This window comes from Shewanella sp. NKUCC05_KAH (assembly GCF_019345585.1).
Lineage (GTDB): Bacteria > Pseudomonadota > Gammaproteobacteria > Enterobacterales > Shewanellaceae > Shewanella > Shewanella oncorhynchi.
On the sequence record NZ_JAHKQZ010000020.1, the window covers coordinates 94,382 to 109,191 of the forward strand.

At 46.5% G+C, this 14,810-nt stretch carries 11 protein-coding genes and 1 riboswitch; of the genes, 1 reads left to right on the top strand and 10 read right to left on the bottom strand.

Translation table 11 applies throughout. From position 1 onward, the window contains the following. Positions 1–19: 19 nt before the first annotated feature. The 7 genes from KO533_RS17610 to KO533_RS17640 all read right to left on the bottom strand — a co-directional run bounded on the left by KO533_RS17610 (position 20) and on the right by KO533_RS17640 (position 7,728). Positions 20–1,663, bottom strand: a complete 1,644-nt coding sequence (locus tag KO533_RS17610) for a cobyric acid synthase (RefSeq protein ID WP_219255391.1) — start codon at positions 1,661–1,663, stop codon at positions 20–22. A gap of 105 nt (positions 1,664–1,768) precedes the next feature. Then, entirely contained in the window at positions 1,769–2,380 is a 612-nt protein-coding gene (gene cobU, locus KO533_RS17615; RefSeq protein ID WP_219255393.1) for a bifunctional adenosylcobinamide kinase/adenosylcobinamide-phosphate guanylyltransferase, read from the bottom strand. After that, the gene (locus KO533_RS17620) at positions 2,377–3,165 is read right to left on the bottom strand and encodes an adenosylcobinamide-GDP ribazoletransferase (protein ID WP_219255395.1); all 789 of its coding nucleotides are present in this window, start codon (positions 3,163–3,165) and stop codon (positions 2,377–2,379) included. Before KO533_RS17620 ends, cobU begins: the two co-directional genes overlap by 4 nt. A 105-nt stretch (positions 3,166–3,270) precedes the next feature. Next, positions 3,271–4,353 (bottom strand): nicotinate-nucleotide--dimethylbenzimidazole phosphoribosyltransferase, encoded by a 1,083-nt coding sequence (gene cobT, locus KO533_RS17625; protein ID WP_219255397.1) that lies wholly within the window; start codon positions 4,351–4,353, stop codon positions 3,271–3,273. Positions 4,354–4,485: 132 nt separating this feature from the next. Beyond that, on the bottom strand, positions 4,486–5,616 hold the full coding sequence (locus KO533_RS17630; protein ID WP_219255399.1) for an iron ABC transporter permease: 1,131 nt from the start codon (positions 5,614–5,616) through the stop codon (positions 4,486–4,488). After that, on the bottom strand, positions 5,613–6,488 hold the full coding sequence (locus KO533_RS17635; protein WP_219255401.1) for an ABC transporter ATP-binding protein: 876 nt from the start codon (positions 6,486–6,488) through the stop codon (positions 5,613–5,615). The genes KO533_RS17630 and KO533_RS17635 overlap by 4 nt, the downstream gene beginning before the upstream one ends. A 99-nt stretch (positions 6,489–6,587) precedes the next feature. After that, a riboswitch (cobalamin riboswitch) is annotated at positions 6,588–6,781 on the bottom strand. A 221-nt stretch (positions 6,782–7,002) separates the two neighbouring features. Next, on the bottom strand, positions 7,003–7,728 hold the full coding sequence (locus KO533_RS17640) for a histidine phosphatase family protein (protein WP_219255403.1): 726 nt from the start codon (positions 7,726–7,728) through the stop codon (positions 7,003–7,005). Positions 7,729–7,998: 270 nt separating this feature from the next. Between KO533_RS17640 and metH the strand changes: the two genes are divergently transcribed. Beyond that, complete coding sequence (metH, locus tag KO533_RS17645) at positions 7,999–11,733, top strand: methionine synthase (RefSeq protein ID WP_219255405.1); 3,735 nt, start codon at positions 7,999–8,001, stop codon at positions 11,731–11,733. A gap of 924 nt (positions 11,734–12,657) precedes the next feature. Here metH and KO533_RS17650 read toward each other — a convergent pair. Genes KO533_RS17650 through KO533_RS17660 form a run of 3 tightly spaced genes read right to left on the bottom strand, consistent with a single transcriptional unit; the run spans position 12,658 to position 14,721 of the window. Beyond that, positions 12,658–13,089: a hypothetical protein gene (locus tag KO533_RS17650; protein ID WP_219255407.1), complete on the bottom strand. Its 432-nt coding sequence runs from the start codon at positions 13,087–13,089 to the stop codon at positions 12,658–12,660. Between the two features lie 31 nt (positions 13,090–13,120). Further along, positions 13,121–13,483 carry a hypothetical protein gene (locus KO533_RS17655; RefSeq protein ID WP_219255409.1) on the bottom strand — a complete coding sequence of 121 codons (363 nt, stop codon included), beginning with the start codon at positions 13,481–13,483 and terminating at the stop codon, positions 13,121–13,123. A gap of 20 nt (positions 13,484–13,503) precedes the next feature. Next, positions 13,504–14,721 (bottom strand): AAA family ATPase, encoded by a 1,218-nt coding sequence (locus tag KO533_RS17660; RefSeq protein WP_219255410.1) that lies wholly within the window; start codon positions 14,719–14,721, stop codon positions 13,504–13,506. Positions 14,722–14,810: the final 89 nt, after the last annotated feature.

Sequence of the window (14,810 nt, forward strand, 5' to 3'; positions counted from 1 at the left end):
AAATGTCTGCTTTTAAAACTTATGCTTCTAAAATTGGCTGTAATTTTTGCATGTCTAAATGCTCGGCTAACACATCGGCTAAACGATCGAGTTGCTGCTCACGTATTTGATTGATATCTATCGCCTTAGCATCGTTTAATCCCGCCCAGCGCAAAATCAACTGACACGCATCTGGGCTATCAAACAGCCCATGTAAATAAGTGCCAAGGATTTGCCCGTCATCGCTTTGCAGGCCATCAGCAAAGCTCACAGATGTGGATTCAGGGATTAACTGCAAGGGCGTATTCGTTTGTTCAAGCCTAGGGATAAGATAGCTTGATTCACCGCAGTGGATTTCATAGCCCTTCACAGCAACCTTTTGCCCAAGTAACGTTAGCTCACCGCTCACTCGTCGTAACTGTTTTTCGGCTTTGAGTTCTGTGCTCAGCGGCAGGTAGCCAAGTCCAGCGGTATCACCCGCACTGTCTTCAATGCCTAAGGGATCGGCAATGCTTTGGCCTAACATTTGATAGCCGCCGCAAATGCCGAGCACTTTGCCGCCGTAACGCAGGTGTGTGGCAATATCTTTATCCCAACCTTGCTGGCGTAAAAAGGCCAAATCGGCGCGCACATTCTTACTGCCGGGTAAGATCAATACATCGGCAGCGGGCAAATGAGTGGCGTGACTCGCGGCTTGAGTTTGTAATGATACATAGTCAAAATCGATATCGGGATTTAGCCGCAGCGGATCAAAATCCGTGTGATTACTGATCCTTGGGTACACTAATACCCGCACTTTTAAGCGGCTGTTAGCACCTTTAGTCGGCGAGCTTATCAGCGCATCTTCGGCATCGAGATGTAAATCATGCAGATAAGGCAACACGCCTAAAACAGGTTTTTGAGTATAAGCTTCAAGCCAATCGAGCCCTGATTGCAACAGGCTAATATCACCACGGAAACGGTTGATCACAAAGCCCTTTACCCGCGCCTGTTCGGATTCTGATAACAAGGCCAAGGTCCCGACCAAATGGGCAAATACGCCACCTTTATCGATATCGGCAATGATAATCACAGGGCAATCCACAGCTTCGGCAAATCCCATGTTGGCAATATCACCTTCACGCAGATTGATCTCCGCTGGACTACCCGCGCCTTCCACCACTATGGTTTGATACTGGGCCGTCAATCGCTCGAAGGATTCCAGCACAGCGCCAAGCGCCATTGCCTTGTAATCCTTAGATTTAGGCCCAAAAAAGGCCGAGGCTTCGAGTGTCGTCAGGGCTTTGCCATGTACAATAATTTGTGCGCCCGTGTCCGAGCTTGGTTTAAGCAGAATGGGATTAAAATCGGTATGGGGCTCAAGATAACAGGCCACGGCTTGCAAGGCCTGTGCGCGGCCAATCTCGCCGCCATCAATAGTGACAGCGCTATTGAGCGCCATATTTTGCGGCTTAAAGGGCGCAACCTTAATCCCCTGACGGGCGAGCAAACGACAAATCCCCGCCACTAAGGTGCTTTTACCCGCATCCGATGTTGTGCCCTGCACCATCAAGACTTTTGCGCGACGAGGTGAATTAACAGCAGGCGTATTCACCACAAGATTAGTAGCAGAATGAATAGCTAAAGCATCAGCGGTATCGAGTGCATTAGCGCAGGCTGTGTTGTCTGTGTTTGGAGAGGACATAGGTTTAAAAGGCTTATTCTAGTTTGCAGTCATTAACATAACAGCTCAGTCTAAAAATCACTTAAGTATGCAACTTAAGCTTAAAACGTGGACTGAGCCCAAAGTCTACAGTGGTTTCAATGCTAAGGGTAAACCGGCGACCACTAAGGTGACATTGTCCGCTAAGGTCGCAACGGCTTGATTTAACCAGCCTGCTTCATCAACAAATTGTCGGCTCAACTCACCTAAGGGCACTATGCCAGAACCGACTTCGTTACTGATCAAAATCACCACTCCCTCAAGCTCGACGAGGGAATCCACAAAAGCGGTTTTCTCGGCCTGCCAACTCGCATGAGCTTTATCGTCAGAGGTTGAAACGGCAAAGTCAGTCGCATTCCACTCAGTCGGCGCGGGTTCATCATCAATCTTGGCGCTGGATGCAAGTAATTGATTCGTTAACCAAAGAGTTAAACAGTCTACTAAAATCACTCGCCCAGGTTTTGCTAACTGTTTTAACAGTGCAGTGAGGGCGAGCGACTCTTCAAACAATTGCCATTCGATACCATCGTCCGATCGTCCCGCTTGATGCTTGGCGATACGTGTCGCCATTTCATCATCTAGCGCCTGCGCCGTCGCCACATAGCAAGCATCGAAGCCAAGCGCAGTGTACTGACGCACTAAGGCTTCGCCGTAGCGACTCTTACCGCTACGGGCGCCGCCTAGGACGAGGTGGATCACAGTATGTTACCCACAACGAGTAATACAAAATAACACACGATTTCAGATATTTGCTGCACCGCGCCTAAGGTATCACCCGTGTAACCGCCAATCTGGCGTCTAAAGATCACTATGATCAAACGGCGCAGTCCTATCATCACCAATAGCAATGACAATGCCGCTAACCCCTTAAGGAATAACAGCACTAATACGCCGCTGGCGATCAGGATAAGCAGCTCATTAATGCCTTGATGTTGCGATAGCGGCTTAGACTTACTGGTCTCGTCATCGCGGACATACTTTTCGCTAAAAATGATACTGGCTGATACCACACGGCTCACTGTGTGCGCGACGATAAGTGCTGAACCCGCAACGACAGGATCGTACAGTGCCAACTCGACTAGCAACTGCCATTTCAGCAGCAGGGCCAACATCAGCGCCAGTGCGCCATAACTGCCAAGGCGCGAGTCTTTCATGATCCGCAGCTTGTCTTCAGCCGTCCAACCCCCGCCAAAACCGTCGAAGGTATCGGCGAGGCCATCCTCATGAAATCCGCCCGTGAGCAAGACGCCAACCAACATAGCTAAAAGAACAGAAACGCCGGCGGGGAGCCAGTTCTGCGTCAGCCAAAACACTATGGCGCTTAACAAGCCGACCAGAAGACCGACGAGACCGAAATAACGGCTGGCCTTATTCAATTTATCGCTATCGACTTCGACCCACTTAGGCATAGGAATGCGGGTAAAATAGCCCATGGCAACTAAAAATAAATCTATCTCTTTGTGCCAGCTTTCGCGTTCTGACATAAAGCATCCTTAGTGAATTCACACTTGCTGCAAGGTTTAAAATTAAAACGGTTGGCTAAAGGCTATTATTTTAAATAAGTAAAATAAGCGACTTAGCAGAGCACATCATACAACAGCCTCAATCCCCGCATCACTAAAACTCGCCATTTGATTGTAAAAATTTACTGAGGCTTGAATAAGCGGCAATGCCAACGCCGCCCCCGTACCTTCGCCTAATCTCAGCCCTAGGGATAATAAAGGTTTAGCCTGCAAAAATTCTAACATTCGCAGATGACCTTGCTCATCGGATTGATGGGCAAAAATCAAATAATCACGCACATTGGGGGCGATTTGCACTGCGACTAATGCCGCCGCTGTCGCGATAAAACCGTCCACGACCACCAGCATTTTACGTTCAGCGGCAGCTAACATAGCTCCCGTCATCTGCACAATTTCAAAGCCTCCTAGGCAAGCTAACACTGACTTAGGTCCAGTTAAGGCGCTTTGATGCAGCAATAACGCGAGCTCAATCAGCATCAGTTTACGTTCTAAGGTTTCGCTATTAATGCCAGTACCACGGCCAACGCAATCAATCACATCCAACTGCATAATCGCCGCCATAATGGCCGCAGCAGAGGAGGTATTGCCTATGCCCATTTCACCAAAGGCGACTAAGTTACAACCCGCTTGATGGTGACGTTCAATCAAATCGCGCGCCATAGCAAAGCCTTTATCGACGGTTTCCAACGTCATCGCGGGCTCTAAATGGATTGCACCCGTTCCAGCGCCAAGACGTTGATCGATAATACCTTCAACCCCTTCAACTGGCGTTAAAATACCGCAATCGATCACTTCGAGCTTAAAGCCCACCTGCCGACAAAAAACGTTAATCGCCGCGCCGCCATGGGCAAAGTTTTGCACCATTTGGTGAGTCACTTCGCTAGGGGCAATCGACACGCCTTCTGCGGCAATGCCATGATCCCCCGCAAACACTAACATGGTTGGATGGACTATTTTGAGCACATCCGTTTGTGGCTGATCCGTTTGTTGCAAATCAGTTGCTTGCACGCGGGCAATCTGCAAGGCTAAGGATTCGAGCTGACCTAAGGCACCGGGCGGCTTAGTCTTAAGATCAATTTTCTGCAGAATCACCAGATCCTGCGCTTTACTCACAGGGCTTATTTGAAAAGACACGGCTGACTGAGACATCCACACTCCACTTTGTAATCTACATTAAATAACCACAACGCATCCCGCGTCTATGACGAACATGTCCAATTGTGCATTTCCAATCGCGGGTGGGATATCAACAGAAATACTGATTATCCCGTCAGTCTGCACTTACGACATGACTCTACGCTTACGCAAAATCAGCAAAAAGAACATACTACCTATGGCGGCTGTGATAATGCCCACGGGCAACTCTTGATTCCCCAATAAACAGCGCGCTAATACATCAATCCACACCATAAATAATCCGCCCACCAGCGCCGTTAATAAAATCGGCTGACGACCGGGGAACAGCATGCGTACTGTGTGGGGGATCATTAACCCGACAAAACCGATACCGCCACAGGTAGCCACCAAAATAGCGGTAATCAAGGAGCAGAGCAGCAACATATTGAGCCGCAGCTTAGGCACATTCACCCCTAAGGTATGCGCCGTTTCATCCCCCGCCTGCAACGCCATGATCTGCCGTTTCATGCCTAAAATAATGAATAAACTCGCACCAATCACCAGTGTCGGCAGTACTAACAAGGACCAACTGGCCTTTGCAAAACTGCCTAAACTCCAAAACAGCACAGAGGCTGTCGCCTGCGGACTGGCGAAATACAGCAGCAGACTCGTTAATGCGCCGAACATAAAGGAGGTCGCCACACCAGAGAGCAACATGCGCTCCACTTGGCTATTGAGCCCAAGCCCAGACAAGGCAAGCACTATCAACACCGACAAACTCGCGCCAATAAAAGCGCCCAAGGGCAAGCTAAACCAAAGTAATCCAGACAAGGCGCCCGAACCGCTAAAAAGCCCAGAATGTGCAGCCATGCCCGCATTATCAAAAAATCCAGAGCCAGTGAATAAGGTCAACATCACCACAGCGCCAAAGGACGCGCCAGAGCTAATGCCAAACAAATAGGGATCGGCGAGCGGATTGCGAGTCACAGTTTGCAACACACTGCCCGCCAGTGACAAACCCGCACCCGCCACAAAGGCGAGTAAAATGCGCGGTAGCCTGAGCTCCATCACAATGCGTTCAGTCATACCATTGGCTTGAGTGAAGTTCGTCGCCTTATTGATAAATATTTGAATAACATCCGTAAAACTGATGTTCGCCGCACCAAAACTCGTCGCAGCAATAGGCGTTATCAAAGTGATGATACCTAATACGAGCAGCATCAGTTGTTGTCTCGTCAACGGTGTCACGATACGCCCCAAATATGAGATGAAATATTGTTTACTCCCCTGAGTCATCCGCCCTCGCCTCGCTCGTTCAGGCCATGATCTACATGGTGGTAACCATAAAAATAGCTGATTAAGGGCTTTTTATGCTGTGGATGGGGCGATACCTGAGCACACACGCCAAACACATCACCAATTCGCGCCTCGGTTAATACTTCGGTTGGCGTCCCCATAGCGCTGACTTCCCCGTTATGGATCAACAACAAACTGTCGCACAGGGCACTGGCTAAATTAAGATCATGAATAGAGGCAATCACGCTGATACCAAGACTACGCACCAATTCGAGGATTTGAATTTGATAGCGCACATCGAGGTGATTCGTTGGCTCATCGAGGATTAAAAGCTGCGGCTGCTGCACTATGGCACGGGCAATCAAAGCGCGTTGCTTTTCACCGCCGGATAAGTGCTCATATTGTTGGTGCATCTTATGGCTCAAGCCAACTTTCTCTAAAGCCTTTGCAATACGCTCAATATCACAGCTCGAATTGGTATCGAACATGCCCTTGTGGGGCGTTAAGCCCATGCTGACCAATTGCTCTGTGGTGAGGTCAAAATAGTGCGGTGTATCCTGCTGCACTACGGCGACGCGACAGGCAAACGCCTTGGGCGACAAGCGCTCAATATCTTGATCAAAAAGGGTAATTTTGCCCTGAGTCGGGCGAACAAACCGATACAAACAGCGCAGCAAACTGGACTTGCCCGCACCGTTAGGGCCAATCAGCCCCAGCATCTGCCCCGTTGGCAGCGTAAAGTTAATATTGGAAAGAATGGTTTTGCCATCGATACACCAGCTCAACTGGCTCACATTGAGCGCGACTGACGGGCTCAATGACGGGTTAGTGTCATTCACGGGGCTGTTAGTTTGGATTGCGGAAAGTTTCACCTAAGCGGCGCTCCTATCGAGTCCAAACCTGTATAAAAAAAGGTTGTGCACATTGTCATCTGCTCCCTCGAGTCACCCGCTCGAGAACTAAGGCTGCACGCAGCGATAACAGAAATAGGCAGGTCTCCTGACTTGTAGAAAAGAAGGAGCTAGGCTCTAGAATCTAGGTGCTTCTTTAAACTACTCACAGTTGCGGGCACAGTTCGGGCTGACTGACGAGCAGTTCCCCGATTCCCTATTATGTTTGGGTTGATATGCTCTTTGTTAACAACGCCACTGTGAATAAAAACAACGGAGCGATTCGAACAAAGAGAGTCTATTCCCAACACCTATTTCTGCGACGTTATCACTCATTGCGCATGTAATACGCTATCTCGTTCAAACGTCAGGGAAAAGCATTATCCTACATCTATCCCATTAGGCAATGCTGTTTAAATCAGAATATTTTCATGTCAGCTTATTCTCGCCAAACGATCACGCCTACATGATAGCGCCGAGATAGTGAAATAAGGCCTCAACACCTGCGCCCACTCGGCCAATCTAAACGCCAATAGCAGGCACCCTGTTCATCTTGCAGCACATTAATAGTCACCACGGCCGCCACGGGTAAATCGAGTTGACTATAAAACCCCACCGCCCGTTCAACCCCTAAGGCACGCGCCATTAAGTGACGGATCACCCCGCCGTGGGTCACGACCCACACTTGAGTGGCTGGCATATTGTCAGTGGTTTCATTAATGGCACTGTTTTCATTACCCATTTTATGTGAGTCAAGGGTCAATCGTTCAAACTCGGCGGCGAGTATCTGGTCAATCGTCCCATTCACCCGCGACTCAAAACTTGCCATAGTTTCACCATTAGGCGGCGGAGTTTGCCAAGGGTTTTGCCAATACGCCGCTAAGTGTTCGCCCTCTTGTTGATACAGTTCATCGAGCCGACAACCGTCCCAATCACCAAAATCAATTTCCTGTAAACCCGACAAACACTGCGCCTGCAATGGCCTTGACTCAGATATCAGTGCCGCCGTCGAATGCAGCTCGGCGGCAAAAGCGTGGGCAAAATCGGCGCAGCGGCGTGAAGTCGAGCTATAAATCGCGCTACACACGCTGGCCTGTGACTCAACTGCTGCCGACATTTGTTGCCAACCCTTTTTGCTTAAAGGCACATCCACACGACCCCGCAAGATCGCGCCGCCTTCACACTCACCGTGGCGTAACAATAACAATCGAACTTGTTTCATATATGCCTTTTTAGTTAGGGACTAGATGCTAGAAACTCAAGCCGAGGGCCTAAATTCTAGATTCTCGATTCTCGCTCCTAATGCCTTTGACTTTCATCTTGCCCTGACAATCATAAGTCGCGTATTATGGACGTCTATACGTTTAAATGTCCAAAACAAATTTTTAAGAACAAGTATTCAAAAAAATGTCGGCTGACGACAATAAAATGCACTTAGCATAACAATGGCCGATTTTTGGACTTAACTTAGCTGTATTTAAGGTAATTATTTATGACGATACCCTCAACCAAAGCCAGCCAAATATTAGCAGACATTCGCAAACAGCTTGCAGAGCGCATTCTGATCTTAGACGGTGCCATGGGCACTATGATCCAAGGCTACAAACTGGAAGAAGAGGACTATCGCGGCGAACGTTTTAAAGATTGGCATACAGATGTCAAAGGTAACAACGACCTCTTAGTCTTGTCGCAACCCCACATCATCAAACAAATTCACACCGACTACTTAAACGCCGGTGCCGACATCATTGAAACCAACACCTTTAACGCCACCACCATCGCCATGGCCGACTACGACATGCAGTCGCTGTCCGCCGAAATTAACTTAGTCGGCGCGCGCCTCGCACGTGAAGCCTGTGATGAAGCCTTTGCTGCCACAGGCATTCCACGCTACGTCGCCGGTGTGTTAGGCCCCACTAACCGTACGTGTTCGATTAGCCCTGATGTGAACGACCCAGGCTATCGCAACGTCAGCTTCGATGAGTTAGTGACTGCTTACAAAGAATCCACTAAGGCGCTGATTGAAGGCGGCGCGGATATCATTATGGTCGAGACCATATTCGATACCTTAAACGCCAAAGCCGCGCTGTTTGCAATTGAATCGGTATTCGATGACTTATTCGGTCAGCATTCTAAAGACAGATTGCCGATCATGATTTCGGGCACCATTACCGATGCCTCGGGTCGCACACTGACTGGCCAAACGACCGAAGCCTTTTACAATTCCCTTCGCCATATCAAGCCCTTATCTATCGGTCTTAACTGTGCACTTGGGCCAAAAGAATTGCGCCCCTATGTGGAAGAATTATCCCGCATCAGCGAGTGTTATGTGTCGGCGCATCCGAACGCAGGCCTGCCGAACGAGTTTGGCGGTTACGATGAAACCCCAGAAGACATGGCGAACGTGATCGAAGATTGGGCGCGCGAAGGCATGCTTAATATTATCGGGGGTTGTTGTGGTAGTACGCCTGAACATATCCGCGTGATCCGCGAAGCGGTGAGCCGTCACGATCCACGTATTTTGCCGGACATTCCAGTCGCTTGCCGCTTGGCAGGTTTGGAACCACTGACTATCGACGCCCAATCCCTGTTCGTTAACGTGGGTGAGCGCACCAACGTCACAGGCTCGGCTAAGTTTTTAAAGTTAATCAAAGAAGGCAAGTTTGAGCAAGCGCTCGATGTCGCCCGCGAGCAGGTCGAAAGCGGCGCGCAGATCATCGACATCAACATGGACGAAGGTATGCTCGATGGCGCCGAAATCATGCACAAGTTTTTGAACTTGATTGCCTCTGAGCCCGACATCAGCCGCGTACCTATTATGATCGACTCCTCTAAGTGGGAAGTGATCGAAGCTGGCCTCAAATGTATTCAAGGCAAGGGCATAGTTAACTCTATTTCCCTCAAAGAAGGCGAAGCCAAGTTTATCGAGCAAGCCACCTTAGTGAAACGCTACGGCGCGGCGGCCATTATCATGGCATTCGACGAGCAAGGTCAGGCTGACACTAAGGCGCGTAAAATCGAAATCTGTACCCGCGCCTATCGGGTATTGGTCGATAAGGTCGGCTTTCCGCCAGAAGACATCATCTTCGACCCAAATATCTTCGCCATCGCCACGGGTATCGATGAACACGACAACTATGCCGTCGATTTTATTGATGCCATTAAAGCGATTAAAGCCACCCTGCCCCACGCAATGATTTCGGGCGGCGTATCGAACGTGTCGTTCTCATTCCGCGGTAACAACCCAGTGCGCGAAGCGATTCACGCCGTTTTCCTGTACCACGCCATCAAAGTCGGCATGGACATGGGCATTGTCAACGCGGGTCAGTTAGCCATTTACGACGATATCGATCCTGAACTTAAAGTGCGGGTCGAAAACGTGGTGCTTAACTTGCCCTGCCCAGTTGAAGGCTCAAGCAATACCGAGCAGTTACTTGAAATCGCAGAGAAATTCCGCGGTGATGGCGCGCAGGTGGGCAAGAAAGAAGATTTAGAATGGCGCAGCTGGCCGGTGAGCCAACGCTTGTCCCATGCGCTCGTCAAAGGCATTACCGAATTTATCGATGAAGATACCGAAGCCGCTCGCCAAGAAGCGAAACGTCCGCTGGATGTGATTGAAGGCGCCTTGATGGACGGCATGAACGTGGTCGGCGACTTGTTCGGCTCAGGCAAAATGTTCCTGCCGCAGGTGGTGAAATCGGCGCGGGTGATGAAAAAAGCCGTGGCTTACTTAAACCCCTATATCGAGCTAGAAAAGGTCGAAGGCCAATCTAACGGCAAGATTTTGATGGTGACAGTAAAAGGTGACGTGCACGATATCGGCAAAAATATCGTCGGCGTGGTGCTCGCCTGTAACGGTTTTGAGGTATTCGATTTAGGTGTGATGGTGTCGGTGGAGCGAATTCTCGACGCCGTGAAAGAACACAATATCGATATCATCGGCATGTCGGGGCTCATCACGCCGAGTCTGGACGAGATGGTGCATAACGTGAAAACCTTCCACCGTGAAGGCTTAACCATTCCGGCGATTATCGGCGGCGCCACTTGCTCTAAAATCCACACTGCGGTGAAGATTGCGCCCCATTATCCCCATGGCGCCATTTATATCGCCGATGCCTCCCGCGCCGTGCCTATGGTGAGTAAGCTCATCAACAACGAGACCCGCCAAGCGACCATAGACGAAACCTATGCTGAATACGACGACATGCGCACTAAGCGTTTATCCCAAGCCAAGCGCAAAGAGATAGTGTCACTCGAAGCGGCCCGTGAAAATCGCTGCCAACACGATTGGGCAAACTACACCCCGTTCACGCCAAACGTGCTCGGTCGCCAAGTATTTGATAATTATCCATTAGAAGACTTAGTCGAGCGTATCGACTGGACACCGTTTTTCCGCTCGTGGGAATTGCACGGCCATTACCCTGAAATCCTCACCGATAAAGTCGTCGGCGTCGAGGCGCAAAAGCTATTCGCCGATGGTCAGGCCATGCTCAAACAAATCATCGAGGAAAAGTGGCTCACGGCGAAAGCGGTTATCGGCTTATTCCCTGCCAATACCGTCAATTACGACGACATTGAGCTGTATACCGATGAGTCGCGTACCACAGTCGAAATGACCACACATCACCTGCGGATGCAGCTTGAGCGTGTCGGCAACGACAACTTCTGCCTATCCGATTTTGTTGCACCAAAAGACTCAGGCGTCGCCGATTACATGGGCGGCTTTGCGGTGACCACAGGCCACGGCATAGACGAACATGTGGCGCGTTTCGAAGCCAACCACGACGACTACAACGCCATCATGCTCAAATGCTTAGCCGACCGTTTGGCCGAAGCCTTTGCCGAGCGGATGCACGAACGGGTACGTAAAGAGTTTTGGGGTTATGCAGCCGATGAGCAGTTAAGTAACGAAGCCTTAATCCGCGAGAAATACAAAGGCATACGCCCCGCCCCCGGTTACCCAGCGTGCCCAGACCACACAGAAAAAGGCTTGTTATGGGACTTGCTCAAGCCCGATGAAACCATCAACTTGAACATCACCGAAAGCTACGCCATGTTCCCCACAGCGGCAGTATCGGGCTGGTATTTCGCCCACCCGAAATCCCGCTACTTTGGCGTGAGTAATATCGGCCGCGATCAAGTGGAAGATTATGCCAAGCGTAAAGGGATGAGCATTGCGGAAACGGAGAAGTGGCTGGCGCCAGTGTTGGATTATGATCCTGAGTAATCATTGGTACTCGTTAATGCCCAAGTTTCACTTGGGAGATTAGACAAAACGTAGAATTAAGGGGCTGAGTTATCACTCCTTAATTTTTGGTTTTAATTTTTAAATTTAAAATCAAAATCAAAATCAAAGTCGTGGAATTCCATTCCACACCAGGGCAAGAAGGGGATCAACAGCAATCCCCCTCTTGCATCTCCCCTTGCCGCCCCTAGCGAAGTTACATGCATTAGTGACTGGCTTCGTGCTTATTCGAAAATAGCTAACGCTTCCGATGGGGCGTCCCTTCCCCCCGAAAGCTACGCAGACGTCCTGTCTGCGTCACGCTATTTTCTTCAACGCCCTTCAGCAACTTCGCAGGGGATCGGTGAACTTCTGTGGCATTAGAGTTAACTTTTCGCATTGAAAGAGTTATGCCAACTCCACAAGCCTTATTGTCCTCAACTTACCAATTTATATAGTAGACTCGAGCTTATCATTGATACTTTTATAAACTAAATATAAGTGTATCAACTCAACCAAAGCGAAATTAACTATTACGACGGTGAAATATTGAAGATGACCCATAGACCATAAGTTAAATAAAAAGAAAACTTCTAGATATCGAAACTTAGACCACCTAAAGTAATTTGACGGATAGTCTTTACCTATAAGCATAGGTAACACTTTAAAATTAAAAGTGACTGCAATAGCAATATATACACAAAGCATGCTAAGTAAAGAAAGCAATAATTTAAAGCTAAAAATATTCATCTGCATAAAAATCGATTCAGACTTAAATTCAACCATAAAATCAACTGCAAGGCCGATAACAAGTGTCAAAGCAAGCACTATGCTCATACCCCAAAAACTAATTTTTTTCATAAAGCTCTTAAATCATCCCTAAAATAAATCAATAAACACAGTCAGTGAAACATCTTAAAAGTGAAATTAATCCAACAAATTCAGCCTATTAAACTTTTTCATAAGTATATTAAAAACAAAGAACAAGGTCAGAAACATGAGTGTTTTTACAAAGATATCGATAAAACGTAATGGGCTCATCCCGCCAGCTAATAACACATCGAAAACAGGCAGTGATGGCAGCACAACAAATGTAAAAAATGAAGTACCTAACACAGAGTAAATAAAATACCTTGGATACCCAACTCGATTAATAATCAAAGCACATACTAAAGAAAATATGATCATCAGTGGAAGATGTATCCAAAAGCAAAATACAACCATCCCCAAGTTTTCACTTAATGCTTTTACATTGAAAGATAACAGTAAATCCCACCACCATTTGCTATCGACAGACAACCCACTTCCATGCATAAATATCGACACAGCTATGCCGAAGATAATCACTAAAAACTTCAATTTACCTCCAATTTAAAATTCCGGTAAGATGTCAATCCAAAAAAAAGTCTTTCATATCATTGACCCAATTAGGAACTTTACGATGTACATCTAATTCGCAGTATTTTTTTGCGAATTTAACCTTCATTCCAATCTGTTCGAAAAATTCATCTAGAGAAGCTAATTCAGAGATTCTAAAGTCAAATGCAACTCCAGAAACAAGTTTATTTTCAAAGCCAAGGCAACTATCTACAACATTTTCAAGAAGCCCTTTGTGACCTGTAGAGCAGTAATATTCCAACACTTCTTTAAATATTTCTGAATTTAAAACATTTTCAATTTCTGTAGGTGGAAAATGGGAATTATCAGATGCTTTTAAAAGCTCAACAGCTTTGCTCACACTGTTTATTTGCATTCTCCTCAATCTAAGATTCTTCATCGAATCTTTTGAAGAATAACCCTCGAATTTTTATCTGTATCAAGAAGAAAGTAAACTTTACCTTTAATATCGCTTCGTTCATCCTCTAGTGCCAAATATATATATTCATAAACTTTCTTAACATACTTACTTCCCCCAACAGAAAGAATGTTAAAACCTTCACCTTCCAAGAAGTGATTTAAATATATTTTATCTGAAGCGCCTTCACAGATAATCCATCGTTTATTACTACGAGTAATTGACGATATAACAGACTGAACAAAGTCATTAACACTTTTAAGCTCAATATTACTCGGCATTTTGCCTTGAGTTTCATTACGTATTAATCTGACATCCTCTCTGAATCTTGATAAATTAATCAAAAAAGAAACTCTATTATCTTCCGAGTCCGCAATATAAACAGCATTACCAGACGATACTGATGGGAAAAATCCGTACCAATGAGTTGAGATAAGTGTTTGCACTCGATTTTTTGATATTTCTTCTAATTTTTCAAACTGCTCAAAACAAGCTGAAGTATGAAGAGATACCTCTGGCTCATCCATAGCAATAACAACCGTTTTATTATGTAAATCTCTTCCTGAATTTAAAATAAATGCTCTAGCTAAATCAATAATTGCTTTGCGTTTCTCGCCTGAACTAAAATTATATATCGGAGTAAGTTCAGAGTTAGACCTTAAATTTAGAACTTTTGACTCAAAATATGTCTCGATTATTTTTGATGTTAGATGAGTCAAATTGAATAAAGTCTGCCTTTTAGCAGGTTTTTTATATTCATACTTTTCTAAATAGACCTCTACTTTTCTAAGAAACTCATCTAAGCCACTGTTTATATCTTTAATAACCCCTTCATCAATGCAATCTTTAATTATTAAATCAACAGAAGTCCCCATTAAAGATTGAATAGTTTTCCCTTCTATTTTTGTATAAGTATCATAATCTATTTCTGACGGTGTATAAATATACTCAAATTCATCCTTTACGTATGAGTAAATCTCATCCAAAACAGAGCTTAAATCAACATTATGTTCATTAAACAAATCATCTGAGAATGATTGTATCGAGTCAAAAACACCTAATGTAAGCTCAGTATTACTACTAGATATCTTTTTAAATCCACAAGGAAATAAAAAATACTCATCATCACACCTTGAATTATGTAATTTCAAGGCATTAATCTGCTTAACTAATTGAGCACTGTAGGATCCCCTCATAATTCATAACCCCAACAACCATGAGTTAATGAGAGTTCAGTTAGTTTCTTCGCAGCACAAAGCAAATTATCTGCTGATATGGGGTAATC

Coding starts and splice junctions, on each gene's coding strand:
- KO533_RS17620 (WP_219255395.1), bottom strand. CDS start 3,165: ATGTCAGAACGCGAAAGCTGGCACAAAGAGATAGATTTATTTTTAGTT.
- metH (WP_219255405.1), top strand. CDS start 7,999: ATGACGATACCCTCAACCAAAGCCAGCCAAATATTAGCAGACATTCGC.
- cobT (WP_219255397.1), bottom strand. CDS start 4,353: ATGTCTCAGTCAGCCGTGTCTTTTCAAATAAGCCCTGTGAGTAAAGCG.
- KO533_RS17655 (WP_219255409.1), bottom strand. CDS start 13,483: ATGCAAATAAACAGTGTGAGCAAAGCTGTTGAGCTTTTAAAAGCATCT.
- KO533_RS17630 (WP_219255399.1), bottom strand. CDS start 5,616: ATGACTCAGGGGAGTAAACAATATTTCATCTCATATTTGGGGCGTATC.
- KO533_RS17660 (WP_219255410.1), bottom strand. CDS start 14,721: ATGAGGGGATCCTACAGTGCTCAATTAGTTAAGCAGATTAATGCCTTG.
- KO533_RS17610 (WP_219255391.1), bottom strand. CDS start 1,663: ATGTCCTCTCCAAACACAGACAACACAGCCTGCGCTAATGCACTCGAT.
- KO533_RS17640 (WP_219255403.1), bottom strand. CDS start 7,728: ATGAAACAAGTTCGATTGTTATTGTTACGCCACGGTGAGTGTGAAGGC.